This is a genomic window from Kitasatospora sp. NPDC088351, assembly GCF_040685575.1.
In the GTDB taxonomy this organism is placed as follows: domain Bacteria; phylum Actinomycetota; class Actinomycetes; order Streptomycetales; family Streptomycetaceae; genus Kitasatospora.
Window position 1 is genome coordinate 67,067 of sequence record NZ_JBFBIL010000029.1, and the last position, 18,354, is coordinate 85,420.

12 protein-coding genes are annotated in these 18,354 nt (G+C 71.6%); 11 read left to right on the forward strand and 1 reads right to left on the reverse strand.

Going from position 1 to position 18,354, the window contains the following annotated elements; genetic code table 11:
- Positions 1–177: 177 nt before the first annotated feature.
- Complete coding sequence (locus AB0P06_RS21160) at positions 178–1,893, reverse strand: condensation domain-containing protein (protein WP_363609455.1); 1,716 nt, start codon at positions 1,891–1,893, stop codon at positions 178–180.
- 399 nt (positions 1,894–2,292) lie between these two features.
- On the opposite strand from AB0P06_RS21160, the gene AB0P06_RS21165 reads away from it, so the two are divergent.
- The 11 genes from AB0P06_RS21165 to AB0P06_RS21215 all read left to right on the forward strand — a co-directional run bounded on the left by AB0P06_RS21165 (position 2,293) and on the right by AB0P06_RS21215 (position 18,353).
- Positions 2,293–3,825 carry an AMP-binding protein gene (locus AB0P06_RS21165; RefSeq protein WP_363609457.1) on the forward strand — a complete coding sequence of 511 codons (1,533 nt, stop codon included), beginning with the start codon at positions 2,293–2,295 and terminating at the stop codon, positions 3,823–3,825.
- A complete protein-coding gene (locus AB0P06_RS21170; protein ID WP_363609459.1) occupies positions 3,822–4,085 on the forward strand; it encodes an acyl carrier protein in 264 nt (87 codons plus the stop codon). Before AB0P06_RS21165 ends, AB0P06_RS21170 begins: the two co-directional genes overlap by 4 nt.
- Positions 4,086–4,087: 2 nt before the next feature.
- On the forward strand, positions 4,088–5,131 hold the full coding sequence (locus tag AB0P06_RS21175; RefSeq protein ID WP_363609461.1) for an anthranilate phosphoribosyltransferase: 1,044 nt from the start codon (positions 4,088–4,090) through the stop codon (positions 5,129–5,131).
- Positions 5,128–5,931 (forward strand): tryptophan synthase subunit alpha, encoded by an 804-nt coding sequence (gene trpA, locus AB0P06_RS21180; protein ID WP_363609463.1) that lies wholly within the window; start codon positions 5,128–5,130, stop codon positions 5,929–5,931. The genes AB0P06_RS21175 and trpA overlap by 4 nt, the downstream gene beginning before the upstream one ends.
- Positions 5,932–5,943: 12 nt before the next feature.
- Entirely contained in the window at positions 5,944–6,318 is a 375-nt protein-coding gene (locus tag AB0P06_RS21185) for an ectoine synthase (protein ID WP_363609465.1), read from the forward strand.
- A gap of 12 nt (positions 6,319–6,330) precedes the next feature.
- The gene (locus tag AB0P06_RS21190; RefSeq protein WP_363609467.1) at positions 6,331–7,470 is read left to right on the forward strand and encodes an acyl-CoA dehydrogenase family protein; all 1,140 of its coding nucleotides are present in this window, start codon (positions 6,331–6,333) and stop codon (positions 7,468–7,470) included.
- Between the two features lie 6 nt (positions 7,471–7,476).
- On the forward strand, positions 7,477–8,160 hold the full coding sequence (locus AB0P06_RS21195; protein ID WP_363609469.1) for an N-(5'-phosphoribosyl)anthranilate isomerase: 684 nt from the start codon (positions 7,477–7,479) through the stop codon (positions 8,158–8,160).
- The gene (locus tag AB0P06_RS21200) at positions 8,157–8,921 is read left to right on the forward strand and encodes an indole-3-glycerol-phosphate synthase (protein ID WP_363609471.1); all 765 of its coding nucleotides are present in this window, start codon (positions 8,157–8,159) and stop codon (positions 8,919–8,921) included. The genes AB0P06_RS21195 and AB0P06_RS21200 overlap by 4 nt, the downstream gene beginning before the upstream one ends.
- Positions 8,922–8,925: 4 nt before the next feature.
- A complete protein-coding gene (locus AB0P06_RS21205; protein ID WP_363609473.1) occupies positions 8,926–9,135 on the forward strand; it encodes an MbtH family NRPS accessory protein in 210 nt (69 codons plus the stop codon).
- A gap of 44 nt (positions 9,136–9,179) precedes the next feature.
- Entirely contained in the window at positions 9,180–10,310 is a 1,131-nt protein-coding gene (locus AB0P06_RS21210; protein ID WP_363609475.1) for a Glu/Leu/Phe/Val dehydrogenase dimerization domain-containing protein, read from the forward strand.
- Positions 10,311–10,865: 555 nt separating this feature from the next.
- The gene (locus AB0P06_RS21215) at positions 10,866–18,353 is read left to right on the forward strand and encodes an amino acid adenylation domain-containing protein (protein ID WP_363609477.1); all 7,488 of its coding nucleotides are present in this window, start codon (positions 10,866–10,868) and stop codon (positions 18,351–18,353) included.
- Position 18,354 lies beyond the last annotated feature (1 nt).

Sequence of the window (18,354 nt, forward strand, 5' to 3'; positions counted from 1 at the left end):
CGCCCTCGGGGCGGGGCGGGACGGCGTCTCCCGTAACTCCCGCATCTCCCGTGGCTCCCGTGCGGCCCTCGGCGGCCCTTCTCCGGGCCGCGCGTACGCGCTGGTCGAGCAGCGCCCGTGCGGTGGCCGGCGCGGAGCCGGCCGGCTCGCCCGGCCCGGGTCGACTGTGCTGCGCCTTCACGGCCGCTGGACCTTTCCGGCGGGAAGCGGTGCCGCTTCGGCGGCGGCGCCGAGGTCCGCCAGCAGCGCCGCGTCGATGCCGTCGGCCAGCTCGGCGACGGTCGGGTGGTAGAAGAGCAGGGCGACCGGCAGTTCGAGGTCGAGCGCCCGCCCGAGGCGGGACATGATCTTCGACGCGAGCAGCGAATGCCCGCCCAGCTCGAAGAAGTCGCTGTGCACGCCCTCCGGGGTGACACCGAGCACCTCGGCCCAGGTCTCCAGCACCAGAAGCTCGGTCTCGGTGGAGGGAGCACCGGTCTGTCCGGCCTGCCCGGCATCGGGCTCCGGGGCGTCGGGTCGTGCCGCGGGACCGAACCGGCTCACGCGGACGCCGAGCGGGGGCTGCCACGCCGAAATCGGCCGCTCGGGGCTGTCGACGAGGTGGTCGAGCAGCGAACGGAAGTCCTGGGCGAGCTGCCGCATCGTCTCGGGAGCGAACAGATCAGCGGCATAGCGGACCACGCCGGTGAAGTGATCACCGCAGTCCGTCATGGCGACCTCGACATCGAACTTCACCACGGTGTTGGGGACCTGATGAGCACTCACCTCAAGCCCCGGAAGGCCGGCCGGGAGCGCGGACGGCTCGTCCAGCTGGAACATGACCGTGAACAACGGGTGCTGGCCGAGGTCGCGTTCGGGCCGTAGCTCCTCCACCAGCCGCTCGAAGGGAACGTCCTGATGGGCGTAGGCCTCCACCGCGTGTCGCCGTACGCGGGCGAGCACGTCGGTGAAGCCGGGGTCGTCCGACAGGTCGGTACGCAGGACGAGCGTGTTGACGAAGAAGCCGATCAGTGGCTCCACCTCGATCCGGGTCCGCCCGGAGATCGGTGTCCCCACCGGCACGTCGGGCTGTCCCGTGCAGCGCGCGAGCAGGACCTGGAAGGCGGCCAGCAGCGTCATGAACGGCGTCACCTCGTGGGTGCGCCCCAGCGCCCGGATCCGGTCCGTGAGCTCTGCGGGGATCTCGATCCCGACCTGGTCGCCCCGGCCCGACCAGAGCGCGGGGCGGGGCCGGTCCGTCGGGAACGCCACAGGGCTCCGGTCGGCCAGCCGCTCCCGCCAGTAGGCGAGTTGGTCGTTCAGTGCCGCGCCGGCCTGGTGGCTCCGTTGCCAGTCGGCGAAGTCCGCGTACTGGACGGGCAGTTCCGGCAAGGCGGCCGGCCGGTCGTCGAGGGCGGCCCGGTACGCGGCGGAGAACTCCTGCCACAGCACCGACAGCGACCAGCCGTCACAGGCGATGTGATGGATCACCAGCAGCAACAGGTGGTCGTCCTGGGCGGTTCGGATCAGCCGGGCCCGCAGCATCGGCGCGGCTCCGAGGTCGAACGGGACCGCCACGTCGGCGGCCACCAGCTCGTGGGCCCGTTCCCGCGCCCGCGCCGCCGGTAAGTGCGTCAGATCGGTGATCGCCGGCACGAACGTCTCGTCCGGCTCCGTGACTTGGTACGGGCTGTCGTGTACGACGACGAGTCTGCTGCGCAACACCTCGTGGCGCCGCACGACTTCGGTCAGCGCCCGCACGAGCGCCGCTTGTTCCAGCCGGCCCCGCAGGCGAACCGCGGTCGGGACGTTGTGGTCCGGCCGGCCCGGCCGCAACTGGTCGAGGAACCACAGTCGTTGCTGCGCGAACGACAGTACTGCCGGAGCGTTCACGTGCCGATCGGGGCCAGGCATGACGGGTCCACCTTTCACGGCGATCGGGGAACTTTCGACGACATGGAAATCCCCTCGCTGATTCGCCACTTTGCGAACAGTACGGCGGATGCTAGGTGACGCTCGTCCCGCTCCGCAAGATCAAGAGGGGGGAAAGGGGGCGTCAAGGGATCTTTACGCCGATCAACCAGGGAACTTATGTTGATCGAACACGCTCGACGGATAGCATCGCCCTGACGGGCAGCGCAGTCTGCCCTGACGTGCAGTCATCGACGGCTTCTGTGAACCCACTTCTGCGGGGCAGGTGCCATGTGATAGTTCTTTTGCCGCCGGGGGCCGGTCGGGCAGGGCCCTTTCGTACCGGGTCGTCATTGGGTCCGAATTATTTGAGTGAACCCGTTGCCTGGACTCGGAGAAGTCATGATGCCGCAGCAGAATCTGGTGAGTTCATTTGTCTCGCACGCCGCCGGTCACCCTGATGATCCGGCGCTGGTGTGGCACGGAGAAGAGACGACCTACCGTGAACTCCATGAGCTGGCGGACCGGGAGCGCGTCCGGATCACCCGGCTCGCCCCGGAGGCGGACGAGCCGATCGGCATCCTGGCCGCCAAGTCGCCCGCGGCGATCGCCCTGGTGCTCGCCTGCCTGATGGAAGGGCGGCGTTTCCTGCTGCTGCCGGCACCGGCGCCGCGATCGCCGCACGGGTTGTTCGAGCAGGCCGGCATCCGGCACGTGCTGTCGCCGGAGAGCCCCCCGGCCTCCGGGCCCGGGCCGGTTCCGTCGGATCCGCCGACGGGGCCGACGGGGCCGACGGGTCTGGTGGCGCCACGCCGCACGGAGCCGGCCGACGTGTCCTTCATGTTCACCACCTCCGGCTCCACCGGACAGCCGAAGATCGTGCCACTGAGCACGGGGGCGGTGGACCGCTTCACCACCTGGGCCGGCGAGCAGTTCGGTATCCGTCGGGGAACGACGGTGCTCAACTACGCCCCGCTCAACTTCGACCTGTGCCTGCTGGACATCTGGACCACGCTCAGGCACGGCGGCCGCGTCGTCCTGGTCGACCCGGCGCAGGCCCTCCAGGCGGGCCACCTGCTCGATCTCGTCTCCCGCCATGAGGTCCAGCTCGTCCAGGCGGTGCCGATGTTCTTCCGGCTGCTGATCGACGCGGCCGCGGAACGCGACCGGTCACTCGACACGGTCGAGCACGTCATCTTCACCGGTGACAGCCTGCCCGCCCGCTGCCTCGCCGAACTGCCACGGTTGTTCGCCAACGCGCGGCTCTACAACGTCTACGGCTGCACCGAGACCAACGACAGCTTCATGTACGAGGTCGACGGCACCGAGCCGACGGGCGCCCCCGTCCCGATCGGCCGCCCGCTGCCCGGGGTCCACGCGGTGATCGTCGGCGCCGACGGCACGATCCTGACCGGGCCGGGAACCGGCGAGCTCCATGTCGCGACGCCTTTTCAGACCGACGGTTACCTCGGCCGGGAACAGGACACGGACAGGTTCGCGACCCACCCCCATGGGCCGGAGACACTGCGCTACTTCCGCAGTGGCGACCTCGTGCGGCGCGACCGGGACGGCCGCATCACCCTGGAAGGCCGAAACGACCACCAGGTCAAGGTCCGCGGCGTACGGGTCAACACCCATGAGGTCGAGCAGGTGCTGCTCGACCATCCCGACGTCGTCGAGGCGGCCGTGGTGGCGGTGCCCGATCCGGTGGCCGGCCGCCTGCTGCGAAGCGTGGTCCGACGCGCCCCGGCCAGCACGCTGAACACTCTGACGCTACGTCAGCACTGTGCCCGGCGGCTTCCGCTCACCGCCGTCCCCTCGGCCCTGCGGATCGTGGACGACCCGCTGCCCAGGACGTCCACCGGAAAGATCGACCACACGCTCGTCGAGCGCGCCTGCTCCTCGGCACAGCCAAACGAAGGAACGCCCACGTGAAACACGCCGCGGTTGTCAAGCAGTTCATCATCGAGGAGTTCCTGCCGGACGTCGGCGCGAGCGAGCTGGACCCGGACTACGATCTCGTGGACGGCGGGGTCATCGACAGCCTCGGTCTGCTCAAGACGATGGCCTGGCTGGAGGACCGGTTCGACCTGTGCGTCGAGGACCTCGACCTCGACCCGGACAGCTTCCGCTCCGTCGGCTCGATCAGCAGGTTCATCGAGCACGCCCAGCTGTGCCGGCCGGACTCCCGCTAGCCGTGCACGAGGTGCTGCGTGCGCTGATCGGCCGCGACCGCCCCGTCGATCAGGAGATGTGGCGGTCCTTCTGGGACCAGTTGCGGGACGGCGCTCTCCGGCCCGGCGAGACGGTGGCCCTGCTGACCTCGCTGTCCACCCGGATGCCTGATCAGGACACGCTGATCGGGATGCTCCGCTCGCTCGACGAGCGCCGGCCGGCGGTCGCCGCCCGGCTGGACAACACGGCCAACATCGTCGGCACCGGAGGCGGGCCGGCCACGTTCAACATCTCCACGGCGGCGGCGTTCGTCGCCGCCGTCCTGGGTGTCCGCATCGTCAAGACCGGATCCCGCGCCCATGCGAGCACCTGCGGCTCCTTCGATCTGCTCGACCGTCTCGGCATCGGGCTGACCACCTCGTACGAGCAGACCGATGCCATGCTGGAGCGCTTCGGCATCGCCTTCCCGGGGCACTTCGTGTACCCGCGCGAGGTGGCGGTGCTGGCCAGGAGCATCGTGCCGATGGATCTGCGGATGATCGGCGGCTTCATCAACGCGGTCGGCCCCTTCCTGGCCGCGATGCCGGTCTCCTCCCAGCTCGTGGGCGTCTCGGACCATTCGCTGCTGCCGGCTCTGCGGCAGGTCGCCGCGACCGTTGCCGACCGGAGGATCTGGCTGTGCTCGAACGGGCTGGGAATCGACGAGCTGGTCAGCTCCGTCGACAACGTCATCCACACCAATGACGGCACCGGCGAGATCCGTCTGCGAGCCGACGCTCCCGGTCCGGCCTCCGGCGGGATCGCCGAACTGCGGCCGGCCAGTGGCAGGACAGAGGTGGTTGACCACTTCCTCGGCGTGCTGTCCGGAAGCGGTCCGGGGCTCGCGACGCGGACCGTCGCGCTGAACGCCGCCGCACTGGCCGTCGCGAGCGGGCTGATCGGCGAGTGGACGGAGGCGGTCAAGGCGGCCGAAGACGTACTGCGCGGCGGCGCCGCACGCGACCTCGTCCATCGCCTGCGCGCGCGGCCGGTGCGCAGGGCGGCGGACGGGGGAGGTGCGCGGTGAGCGGGTTCTTCGCGCGCCGACCGCCGGACCGGCCCGGCCTGGCGGTGTTCCTCAACGCCGGAGACCCGCCACTGCCCGTACTGGCCGACCTCATGCGGATGCTCGACGACCGCCGGGTGGACTGCCTGGAACTGGCGGTGCCCTTTCCCGACTCCGTCACCGACGGAGCGGTCATCCGCCGGTCGGCGCGACGGGCACTGGCAGGCGGTGCCGGACTCGACGAGGTGCTCGACTTCCTCGGCGGGATCCTGCCCCGGCTGCGCCACCTGCGGGTGGCACTGCTGGCCGACTGGAGCCACACGGTCAGACCCCTGTCCATGCCCGGCTTCGTCCGCCGGGTCGCCGACTCGGGTGCCGACGGGCTGCTGGTCCATGGCCTGCCGCCGCGGCTACGGGCGAGCTGTCTCGAAGCGGTGCGGGAGGCCGGGCTGCCCCTGGTCGCCACCTGCTACGCCACGTCGGCGGCCGAGGTGAAGGCCGAGGCCGCCGAATGCGCCTCCGCGTATCTGTATCTGGTGGCCCACTACGGCCGCAGCGGCGGCACACTCACCACCGGCCACCAGGAACTGGCCACCGCACTGGCGGTGTTGCGCCAAGCGGCCACCGTGCCGATCGCCGTCGGATTCGGGGTCCGCTCAGGGGCCGACATCGCCGTGCTGCACGGCCTCGGTGCCGACGCCGCGGTCGTGGGCAGCGCCGGGGTCGCCCGCATCGAGCACGCCCTCGCCGAACGGGCCGACGTGGTCGAGGAGTTCCAGGCCTTTCTGCACACCCTTTCACCCTGTTCAGCAAGCTGGTAGGAGGTACACCCGATGATTGTCCGACGCCTTGACGAGGTGACGACCGTGGACTGGGGCAATGGGCTCAGCCGCAGGTTCCTTCTCGAATCCGACGGCATGGGCTACTCGATGACGGACACCACCGTGCGCGCCGGGACCAAGTCGAGGCTGGAGTACCGGCGTCACCTGGAAGCCTGCTACTGCATCAAGGGAACGGGAGAGGTGGTGGATTCCGCCGGCACCTCCCACCCGATCGAACCGGGCACGTTCTACGCGCTCGACCAGCATGACGCCCACTTCCTGATCGCCGGCCAGGAGGAGGACCTCCGCCTGGTGTGCGTGTTCTCGCCCGCGCTGCGCGGAGGCGAACGGCACAGCCTGGACTCGGCCGATTTCTCCCAGTACTGACAGGGCTGACACGTGATCGGATGGAACGCCGACCAGACCGCCCTGCGCCAGGGGCTCGGCCGCTGGTGCGAAGAGCTCAGCGCGGGCCACCTCGAACGGGACGCGGAAGGCGTGTTTCCGCGGGACGAGTGGAAGCTGGTCCAGGGGTCCGGAATCCTGGGTCTGCCGTTCGACGAGCAGTGGGGCGGGCTCGGCCAGGATCTGCTCACCACCATGTACGTGCTCGAAGAGCTCGGCGCGAAGTGCCGTGACGGCGGACTGAATTTCTCGGTCGCCACCCATATGGTCAGTACGGGCGTTCCACTGCAACGGTTCGGGTCGCGGGAGCTCAAGGAGCGCTACCTGCCCGGGATCTGTTCGGGGGAAACGATCGGGGCACACGCGATCAGCGAGACCGAGAGCGGCTCCGACGCGCTGGCCATGAGGACCACGGCGACCCGCGAGAACGACGGCTTCGTGCTGCGGGGCGGCAAGTCCTTCGTCAGCAACGGCCCGGTGGCCGACGTGTTCGTGGTCTACGCCCGCACCCACCCGGACGGCGGGCCACTCGGCATCACCTCCTTCCTCGTGGAGCGGGACACCCCTGGGCTGCTCGTCGGGAGACCCGTCGGCAAGATGGGGCTGCGAACCTCGCCGCTGGGCGAGCTGCACTTCGACGACTGCAGAATCCCCGCGTCCGCCGTGATCGGCCGCGTCGGCTCCGGGTTCCTGATCCTGGACCACGTGATGAAGTGGGAGATCCTCTGCTCCTTCGTCATCACCACCGGACAGATGCGGTACCGGCTCGACCGCTGCGTCGAATACGCCAAGGAACGAGTCCAGTTCGGCCGGCCGATCGGCTCGTACCAGTCGATCTCCAACAAGATCGTGGACATGAGGATCGGCTTGGACACCGCGCGGAAATGGCTCTACGACACGGCGGTCCGGCTGACGGACGGCGAGAACGTCACGACGGACATCGCCGTCAGCAAGCTGCTCGCCAGTGAGAGCAACCTCGCCTCCGCGCTGGCGGCCGTGCAGATCTTCGGCGGCAGCGGGTACCTGACCGAGTACGGCCTGGAGAAGGACGTGCGTGACGCGGTGGCCGGCCCGATCTACTCGGGTACTTCGGAGATCCAGCGCAACCGCATCGCGGCGATGATGGGGCTGTGACGCCTGATGCTGGTCAAGATATGCGGAGCCACCTCGGCGCGGGACGTGGAGGTGCTCGACACCGCCGGAGCCGATCTCGTCGGCCTGTGGCACGGCATCCCCGGGGGCCGGGCGGAGCTGTCGGCCGCTGAGCTGTCGGTACTGGCCGCGGCCGCGCACCGCACGGCCCGGCTGCGGCCGGTACTCGTCACCTTCCTCAACGACGCCGGGGCACTGCGCGAGGCGGCGGCCGGTGCACGGGTGCGGTGCGTCCAACTGCACGGCTACCAGTCGCCGGGCATGGTCCGCGCGCTGAAGAGCGCCGCGGATCTCGACGTGATCAAGGTATTGCACGTAGGCGCGGACACCCGCGCGGAGCGGTCCCTGATCGCGGCGTACGAGCGGGCCGGAACGGACCTCTTCCTGCTGGACGCGGTCGCCGAGGACGGCCGGATCGGCAGTACCGGGCGGCAGGTGGACCGCGGGGCCGTCCTTGAGATCGCGGACCGCATCTCGCGACCGTTCCTGCTCGCCGGCGGCATCTCGGCCGGCAACCGGGAGGGCTACCGGGCCGTGGTGGAACACCCCCTGTTCCTGGGGATCGACGTGGACACCGCGGCCAGAGACCCCGCCGGACGGCTGCGGGCCGACCGGGTCACGGCGGTGCGGCGGGGCTGGCGGGCGCCGGACGACACCGGGGCGGCCCCATGACGGCCGGGTTCGCCGAAGCGCTGCTGGACGCCCGCCGACCGGTGATCATGGAACTCAAGCGGCAGGACGCCGATGGCCGCGATCTGTTCGGCGGCAGATCGGTCGCCCGCCTGGTCGCCGACTACCAGGACACCGGCGCGCCGTGCCTCTCCGTCGTGACCGGGCGATGGTTCGGCGGCACCCGGGACCTGCTGCGCGAGGTCGTGGAAGCGACGGATCTCCCCGTGCTGCAGAAGGACTTCCTGACCCGCCGGAGCCAGCTGGTCCAGGCCCGCGAGAGCGGCGCGTCCGCCGTCCTGCTCACCGCCGGGCTGCTGCCGCGGTCCACCCTGGGCCACCTGATCGACGTCAGCCTGCGGCTTTGCCTGACGCCGTTCGTCGAGGTGACCACCGAGGAGGAGATCCGCCGCCTGCCACGCGCCGAGGAGTGCGTGGTCGCGGTGAACAACAAGGACATCGCCACCCGCGAACGCGGCGCGGGCGACCTCGGGCGCAGTACGTCGCTGCTGCCCGCGGTGCTGAGCAGCGGTACCCGGTGCGCGGTGAGCGCCGGTGCCATCCAGCGCCCGGACGACGCCGCCCGGCTGCTCCGGGAGGGCTTCGCCGGTGTGCTCATCGGGACGGGCCTCCTGCGCGCCGCCAGCCTGCCGGGCTGGCTGGACGACTTCGACGCCCGCCGCGGCGCCGGCCGCGAACCGGCCCCACCGGCCCCACCGGCCCGCCGCCCGGCGGACCGTGCAACCACCGATACCTGGAGGTAACGGCATGACCAGCGAAGCACCCGAGCAGTGGAAGGTCGTCGTCAACGACGAGGAGCAGTACTCGATCTGGTCCGCCGACCGCGAGCCGCCGGCGGGCTGGCGCGAGGTCGGTGTGCGCGGTGCGAAGGACGACTGCCTCGCGCACGTCGAACGCGTCTGGACCGACATGCGCCCCCGGAGCCTGCGGACCGCTGCGGAAACCGGTGCGCGGTGAACCAGGCACCGTCCCGGCCCGGTGCGCGACGGGTGACCGGGCCCATGCTCTCCACCACGTTGAACATGCCGGGGTGCGAAGCGCGAGGATGGGTCGTCGTCGACTCCATGGTCGACGGGCTGGCCCTGGGGGGCACCAGGATGACCCCGACGGTGACCGAGCGGGAACTCGCCCACCTCGCCAGGGCGATGACCCAGAAGCTGGCGCTGGTCGGCCTCCCCATCGGTGGCGCCAAGGCCGGCATCGCGCCCGTCCCGGGGGCCGCCGTCGAGCGGCGTACGGTGATGCGGGGGTTCGGCCGCGCCGCCGCCCCGCTCCTGCACGGCGGGGTGTACCTGGGCTGTGACCAGGGCACCACCTACGCCGACCGGCAACTGGCCTTCGAGGCCGCCGGATACGACGTCGCCCGCCGGGCCGGCACCACCCGCCTCACCGTCGGCTGGGCCGAACTGTGGGACCACATGGCCGACATCACCGGGTTCGGGGTGGCGGTCGCGGTGCTCGGCGCGCTGCGTGCCTCCGGTGCGCGAACCCCGCAGCGCATCGCGATCCAGGGTTTCGGCACCGTCGGGCGCGCGGTGGCCGGCCACCTGGCCGCCCATGGCCACCGGGTGGTGGCGGTGGCCGACGTACGGGGCACCGTCGAGGATCAGCGCGGACTGCCCGTCGCCGAACTCACCGCGCTCACCAGCGGCGACGGCACGATCGACCGGACGCGGCTGCCCGCGGAGGTCAGGGTCCACGGGCCCGGGCAGGCGTGGCTGCACGTCGACGCCGACGTGCTGGTGCTGGCGGCATCCGCCTTCGCGGTCGACGAGGACGCGGTGCCCGCGGTCCGGGCCCGGATGGTGGTCGAGGGCGGAAACATGAGCTGCACCGCACCGGCCCGCCGGCTGCTGCGCGAGTCCGGTCACACCGTACTGCCGGACGTGGTCGTCAACGTCGGCGGTGCGGCGGCAACCGGCTGTGTGCTCGCCGGACTGGCCCCGTCCGACCTGCCGCTTCCGCAGCTGTCCGAGTGGCTGCGCGCGTGGGTCGCCGACCGGATCGCCAGGAACTGCGAGCTGGTGCAGGAACTGAGCACGTCGGGCAGCGCCGATCCGGTCGCACACCTCCTCGCCTCCCACGGAGCACCGGCCGGCCCCCCTGGACCAGGGGCGCCCGTCGAGCGGTGATCACCGGGAGGGGCCGCCCGCCCGGGGCGGGAACCGGGCGGCCGGCCGGGCCCTGACTCGACCGGCGCAGACCTTCGTCCACGTCCCTCGCGCCCCATTTTTCTCTTGACGGCATTTAGAAAATCTCCATATCATCCCTAGGGGCGGCGATGATTGCATCAGACGGGGAGGGGCGCCTGGCTGCGCCAAATCGCCAAGACCCAGGGGGCGGGGAGGCGTGTGATCACGCTGTTTGAAAGCATTCGTCTGTTCTGACCCTGGTTTCACGCGGGATCATGAATGGTGTTTCCCGCCCGGCGCACGAGGCGGTCGGGCAGCGGTAAAGCGCCCGAAAATCGATCCCGGGTCACACCGGCTGTTTCGGCGATGAATTCGCTCCTTTGCGGCCGCCGTGCGGTGTTCCACCCGTGCCGAGCGTGCCGACCGTCGCCGGTGCTCGCCGCAGGCGGCTTTTCCTTGTCCGGCCGCCGGATCGTCGACCGCCTCGCGACAAACCTTTGCTCACCTGTGTAACGGACCGTGAAGACGTTGACCAACAGGCAGGGGGATGCAGTAATGAGTTCGCAGAGTCCGCCCGAATCGACCGTGCCACCGCCGGAAAACGACGCGCCCACCGAACCCCGCCCACTGACGCCCTATCAACTGGACATCTGGGCCGCCGAGGCCCAGTCGCCGGGCAGCCCGCAATTCGTCACGGCCATGTACCAGAGGTTCACCGGCCGCATGGACCTCGAACTTCTCCGGCTGTGCATGGTTCGCGCGCTGGAGCGCCACGACACCTTCCGGCTGCGTTTCGACGAACGCGAGGGCGTCCCCTTACAGTGGCTGGCCGATCACCCCGGCACGGAGCCCGGGGAATCCGTCGTCCGATTGATCGACTTCGCCCGGGAACCCGATCCGGCCGCGGCGTGCCGCGCCTGGCGCGAGACCGCGAGAGCCACTCCGTTCCCGTTGTTCGACCGCCCGCTCTTCGAAGCGGCGGTGCTCCGCGAGAGCGACAGCGTCCAGTACCTCCACATCACGTTCCACCATCTCCTCGTCGACGGCTGGGCCGCCGACCGTCTCCGCAACGAGATCCTGAAGGACTACGCCCGGCGCAGCAGGGGAGAGCGGCCCCCGACCCCCGGACCGGCACCGTCCGTCCTGGCCGTGGCCCGGGAACGCGCCGCGTACTTCTCCTCCCCGGACCACGAGAAGGACCACTCCTTCCACCTCGCCGCACTCTCCGGCATGGAGCCGGCCTTCTTCCCCCGCCGACCGGATGCGACCACCCAGGCCCCGGCTCCGGCGCGCGGTGGGCCCGGAACGCCGGTCCGTCCCGGCTTCGGCCAGCACTCGTTCACCGTCGAGGCCCACCTCGTCGAGCGCATGAAGAAGCAGGGCGGCTCGCCTTTCACCTGGCTGCTGGCCGCACTCGGCGTCTACCTGGCCCGGGTCCACCGGACCGATCACGCGGTGGTCGGGGTGCCGCTGCTGAACCGCCGGACCAGGGACGAACTGGCGGTGGTCACGCTGTACGCCACCACGCACGCGCTGCGGATCGACGTACCGGAAGACAAGGCACTCGCCGACATCGTCGCCGACGTGCAGGAATCGATCGCGGCGCTGCAGGAGCACCAGCGGCTGCCGGCCGGTGAGGCCCTACGGGGGCTCACCGCCGCCACCGGGACCCGTGAGCGCAGGCTCTTCGACGTCACGTTCTCGTACCTGCCGCTGAAGCAGCTGACCCGGCTGGACGGCGTCGACATCGCGCCGGCCCGGCACTTCGCGCCGCCGCACGACCGGGAGGCGCTCTCCGTCAACGTCACGGTCTTCCCCGGTACGACGGATCTGACCATCGACCTGAACCATGCCCTGGACGTGTTCGACGCGGACCTCCCCATCGCCTCGGTGGCCGGGCATCTCACCGAACTCCTCACCCAGGGGCTCGAAAAGCCGGAACGCCCCGCCCGGGAACTGGGGGTGCTCACCGACTCCGAGCAGGAGACGATGCTGCGCCTCGCCCGTGGTCCGCGGGTGCCGTACGCCGCCGGGAAGACCCTGCACGGCCTGTTCGAGGAGCGGGCCGCGCGGGTGCCCGACCAGCCCGCGGTGTTCGCGGCGGACGGCGGCGTGCTCACCTACGCCGGGCTCGATGCCCGCGCCAACCAGGTCGCCCGCGCGCTGAGAGCCCGCGGTGTCGGCCCGGACGACCGGGTGGCCGTCCTCATGGAGCGGAGCCCCCGTCAACTGGCCGCCGTGCTGGGCGTGCTCAAGTCCGGTGGCGCCTATGTTCCCGTCGACCCCGGATACCCCGCCCAGCGGGTCGCCTTCGTGCTGGCGGACAGCGGGGCGAAGGTCGTGCTGGTCGACGCGGACGCGGACCTCCCGGCGACGGACGCCCCCGTGCTCCGGACCGACGACCTTCTGCACGGTCCGGAGGGCCCCCTGGAGCCGGTCGGCGACGGCCGCGCTCTCGCGTACGTCATCTACACCTCCGGCTCGACCGGGCAGCCGAAGGGCGTGATGGTCGAACACCACTCCGTGGTGAACCGGCTCGCCTGGATGCAGCGGGCCTACCCGATCGGGACCGGCGACGTTCTGCTGCAGAAGACACCCGCCTCCTTCGACGTATCGGTGTGGGAACTCTTCTGGTGGGGCATCGAGGGCGCGGGGGTCGCCCTCCTGCCGCCGGGCGACGAGAAGGACCCCCGGCAGATCCTGCGGAGCATCGCGGACCGCAACGTCAGCGTGCTGCACTTCGTGCCGTCCATGCTGGGCCCCTTCCTCGACCTGCTGGAGGAGAACCCCGGCCTCCGCGGCGGCGCCCGGACGCTGCGCCGGGTCTTCTGCAGCGGCGAGGCGCTGCCTCCGGCGCGGGTCGAGCAGTTCCACCGGGTCTTCGGCGCCGGCGGGGAGACGGGCGAACCGCCCGTACTCGTCAACCTGTACGGCCCGACGGAGGCCACCGTCGACGTCTCGGTGTACGAGTGCCCCGGAGGAGCGGCCGGGCCCGTCGCCAGGGTCCCGATCGGGCGCCCCATCGACAACACCGACCTGTATGTCATGGCTCCCAACGGGACGCCGCAACCGGTCGGTGTCCCGGGCGAACTGTGGATCGGCGGTGTCGGGCTCGCCCGCGGCTACCTCGGCCGCCCGGAACTGACCCGGGAGAAGTTCCGCACCGAGCCGCTCGTGCCCGGCGGCCGGCTGTACCGTACGGGCGATCTCGCCCGCCGGCTCGCCGACGGCAACCTCGAATATCTCGGCCGCGTGGACGACCAGGTCAAGATCCGTGGCAACCGGGTCGAACTCGGCGAGGTCCAGGACGCCCTCTCGCGGCTTCCGGGCGTGCGTGACGCCGTCGTCGTGCACCGCACCCGCCCGGACGGGGGGGCCTTCCTGGCCGGGTACTACGTCGCCGGCGATCCCGCCCCCGACCCGGCGGGACTCCGTGAGCAACTGGCCGGGATCCTGCCGCAGTTCATGCTCCCGGCCCGGCTCGTCCCGCTCGACCGGATTCCGCTGACCCCGAATGGCAAGGCCGACCGGAACCGGCTCCCCGACCCGGAGCCGGGCTCCGACCGGCGGGAGGACGACCCCTCCCGCCGTACCGAGGCCGAGGCCGTCCTCGCCGGGATCTGGGCCGAGGTGCTCGGCACGGGGCCCATCTCCGTCCACGACGACTACTACGCCCTCGGCGGCGACTCGATCCTGATGATCCGCATCCGGGCGCTGGCCGAGCGGCGCGGCATCCACTTCGCGCTCAACGACCTCGTCTGGCATCCGACGGTGGCGGCACTCGCCGCCCGCGCCACCACGGTCGCCGACACCGGGGCCGACACCGAACCGGCTCCGTTCGAACTCGTGTCGCGGGTGGACCGGGCGCGGCTGGAGGGCGCCGTCGACGCCTTCCCGCTCACCCGGCTGCAGCTCGGCCTCGTCTACCACAGCCGCCAGTACGAGGACTCCGCCGTCTACCACGACGTGTTCCAGTACCGCCTGGCGATGGCGTGGGACGAGGACCGCTTCCGGCAGGCCTTCGACCGTCTGGTCGCACGGCACCCCGCGCTCCGCTCCTCCTTCGACCTCGGCGGCTGCGCGGAACCGATGCAGGTCGTGCACCCGGGCATCACCGGTGGCCTGGAGACCGTCGACCTGCGGGGGCTCCGGCCCGACGAGGCCGACGCGGCCGTCCGGGAGCATGTCGAGCAACGCCGGTTCCACCGGTACCGGTTCGGGAAGGCACCGCTGTACCTCTTCCGGGCCCACGTCCGCGAGAGCGGCGTCGACCTGGTCCTCAGCTTCCACCACGCCCTGCTGGACGGCGGCAGTGTCGCGGGCCTCCTGAGCGAGCTCCTGCGGGACTACCTGCACTCCGCCGGGGCGGACATCGGCCCCGTCCCGCCCGGTCCGCACCCGAGCCCGGCCCACCACGTACGGGCCGAGCGCGCGGCGCTCGCGGACCGGGACGCGCGGGACCACTGGGCGGGCGTGCTCGCCGGCACCAAGGCCCTGCGGCTCGACGGCTTCGCCCCGGCCGAGCCGCCCCGCGGTGGCCGGGCGGTCGTGCACCACGCCGTGCTCCCGGCCGAACTGGCCGAGCGGGTACGCGCGTTCTCCCGCCGGCACGCGGTACCCGTGAAGTCGGTCCTCTTCGCCGCGTACTGCCAGTCGCTGCAGGTGTTCTCCCCACGCGACGGGGACCTCACCGTCGGGCTGATCACCCACGGCCGGCCGGAGCGGGACGGCGCGGACCGCATGAGCGGGCTCTTCCTGAACACCGTCCCCGTACGGCTGGAGGGCCGTGACCGTCCCGCCCCGGGCAGCCGGCTCGAAGCCGTGCGGGCACTGTTCCACCAGGAACGCTCCGGCCACGCCCATCAGCACTATCCGCTGAGCGCGATGCAGGAGGACCTCGGCGGCGCCACCGTGCTCCACACCGCCTTCAACTACGTCCACTTCCACGTGCTCTCCGACGTGCTGCGGCTGCCCGAGGTCCGGCTGGAGTCCTTCCTGGCCTGGGAGGAGACCAACTTCCAGCTGCTGGTCAACGCCTTCACGGACCCGGTCGACGGCCGCCTCGGGCTGCGGGTCGACGGCGACGGCCGCACGTTCACCCCGGCGCAGGCGGAGCTCTTCGCCGACACGTACGCGGACGTGCTCCACCGCATCGTCACGCATCCGGACGAGGCCCCCGGGCACGACTTCCTGCCCGCCGCGCCCTCCCGGGCGGGCCGCGGCACCGTCGCGCCGGCCGACGTGGTGGGGCTCTTCGGCCGGAAGGCCGCCGAGACCCCGGACGCCGTCGCCGTCATGGCCGGCAGCGGCGGGGAGCGCCGGCAGTGGACCTACCGGGAGCTGGACGGGGCCGCGGAGCGGGTGGCCGGGCGGCTGCTCGCGACCGGCGTCCGGCCCGGTGCCCGGATCGGGATCGCCATGGACCGGTCGCCGGAGGCGATCGCCGTGATCCTCGGTGTCGCCAGGGCCGGTGCCGCGAGCGTCCCGCTGGACACGAGCTATCCGCGGGCCCGGCTCGCCACCATGCTGGAACAGGCCCGGCCCTTCCGGGTGATCGCGGAGCACTCCCGTGCCCACCTCGTCGCCGACCCCGGCCTGGTCCTCCCGGCGGAGTCGCTCTTCTCCGACCGGCCCGCGCCCGAGCAGGAAGCGCCCGACCAGCCCGTGCCCGCCGTTCTGCCGCCGGGCCCCCTCGATCCCGACAGCCTCGCGTACATCCTGTTCACCTCCGGCTCCACGGGCCGGCCCAAGGGCGTCGCCATGCCGCACCGCTCCCTGGCGAACCTGATCGACTGGCAGACCCGGCAGGCCGGCGGTGCCGTCGGCGGCGTCACGGCGCAGTACGCGCCGCTCAGCTTCGACGTCTCCTTCCAGGAGATCTACTCCACCCTCTGTTCCGGCGGCACCCTGCGGGTGGTCTCCGAGTCCGAGCGCCGGGACATGGCCGCCCTGTCGCGGCTGCTCGACGCGGACGGGGTGGAACGGATCTTCCTGCCGTACGTCGCCCTCCAGCAACTCGCCGAGGCATCGGTCGCCCACGGGCTCGCCCCGCGCCGGCTCCGCGTGGTGATCTCCTCCGGCGAGCAGCTGAGGGTGACCGACGCGATCCGCCGGTTCCTCGGCACCCTGCCCGGAGCGCTCCTGGAGAACCAGTACGGTCCAACCGAGTCGCACGTGGTGACCAGCCACACCATGACGGGCGATCCGGCCGGGTTCCCCGCGCTCGCTCCGATCGGCAGCCCCATCGACGGCGCCGAGGTCCGGGTACTGGACGGGCGGGGGCGCCCCGTGCCGGTCGGCGTGCAGGGCGAAATCCACATCTCCGGCGTCTGTCTCGCGGACGGCTACCTCGGCGACCCGGAGCTGACCGCCGAACGCTTCGCCGCTCTCCCCCCGGACACCGACACCGGCACCGACACCGACACCGGCACCGGCACCACGCACCGGATCGCGTACCGCACCGGTGACCTGGGCTTCGTCCTCCCCGGTGGGGCCATCGTCTGCGCGGGGCGTTCCGACGCCCAGGTCAAGGTGCGCGGCTACCGCGTCGAACCCGCCGAGACCGAACTGGCCATCGGCCGCGTCGCGGCCCGGCACCCGGCCGTCAGCGTCCAGGAGGCCGCGGTGGTGGCCAGGGAGCAGGCGGCCGGGGAGATGTCGCTCGTCGCCTTCCTGGTCGGCTCCGCCGACCGGACCGACCTGCGCGGGCTGCGGGAGGAACTGCACACGACGCTGCCGCCGTACATGGTCCCGACGCACTTCGAGTGGCTGCCCCGCATGCCGCTGACCCCGAGCGGCAAACGCGACGACCAGGCGCTGCGCACCCTGCCCCTCACCCGGCCCGTACCGCGGGACACGACGCCACCCCGCGACGCGCTGGAACGCGCCCTCGCGGCCGTGATCGGCGAACTGCTCGGCGTCGGGGGGATCGGGGTCGACGATTCCATCTTCGAGCTGGGCGCCACCTCCATCACCACGATGCGGCTCGTCGTTCTGATCGAGCAGCGGTACGGGGTCACCGTCCCCATCTCCGCGTTCGTCGCCGCACCCACCGTGGCCGCCCTGGCGGAGCTGCTGCGGTCCGGTGCCACCGCACCGCGCTTCGATCCGCTCGTACCGATCCGCCCGGCCGGTACCAGGCGGCCGCTGTTCCTCGTCCACCCCATGGGCGGCAACGTGCTGTGTTACATCCCCTTCGCCCGGCACCTGCCCGAGGACCAGCCGCTGTACGCGTTCCAGGCCGCCGGCGGCGATGTGGGCACCACACCGCTGAACTCGATACCCGGCATCGCCGCCGGCTACATCGCCGCCATGCGGCGCGTCCAGCCGGAAGGCCCGTACACCCTCGGCGGCTGGTCCTTCGGCGGCTTCGTCGCCTTCGAGATGGCCCGCCAGCTCCGGGCGGCGGGGGAGGAGGTCGGCAAGGTCATCCTGCTGGACACCGTCGCGCTCGGCCCGGAATCCCGGCGCGTGGCGTACTCCGACGACGCGCTCCTCGGGTGGTTCTTCTGGGAACTGCTGCTGCTGGGGCGCGGCGGCGACGCCCCGAAGGTGGACGTCCCCGAAGAACTCACCACTCTCGAAGAGAAGTTCACGTTCATCGCCGGATTCGCCGCCGACCTGGGGGTGCTGCCCGCGGACAGCAACGGGGCCCTGGTGCGCCGGCTGTTCGAGATGTACGCGGCGCACTGGCGGTCCACGCTCACGTACCAGCCCGATGCCGCGTCCGTCGACATCACCGTGCTCCGGGCGACCGAGCCGCTGCCGCAGGTGCTCCTGCCGATGCACAGCACGGCGGGCACCCGGTACGAGGACCCGGCCAACGGCTGGCACTCCATGACCGGCGGGGTGGTGGAGGTCGTCGCGGTGCCCGGCGACCACCTCACGCTGATGGAGGAGCCGCATGTGCGCGAGGTGGCCGGGATCGTGGCCGCGCTGGCCCGGGCGGGCACCTCCGACCCCGTTCCGCCGACCTCTGCTCCGCCGGGCTCTGCTCCGTCGAGCCCCGTTCCGCCAAGCCCTTCCGTATCCGAAGGAGAGTGAC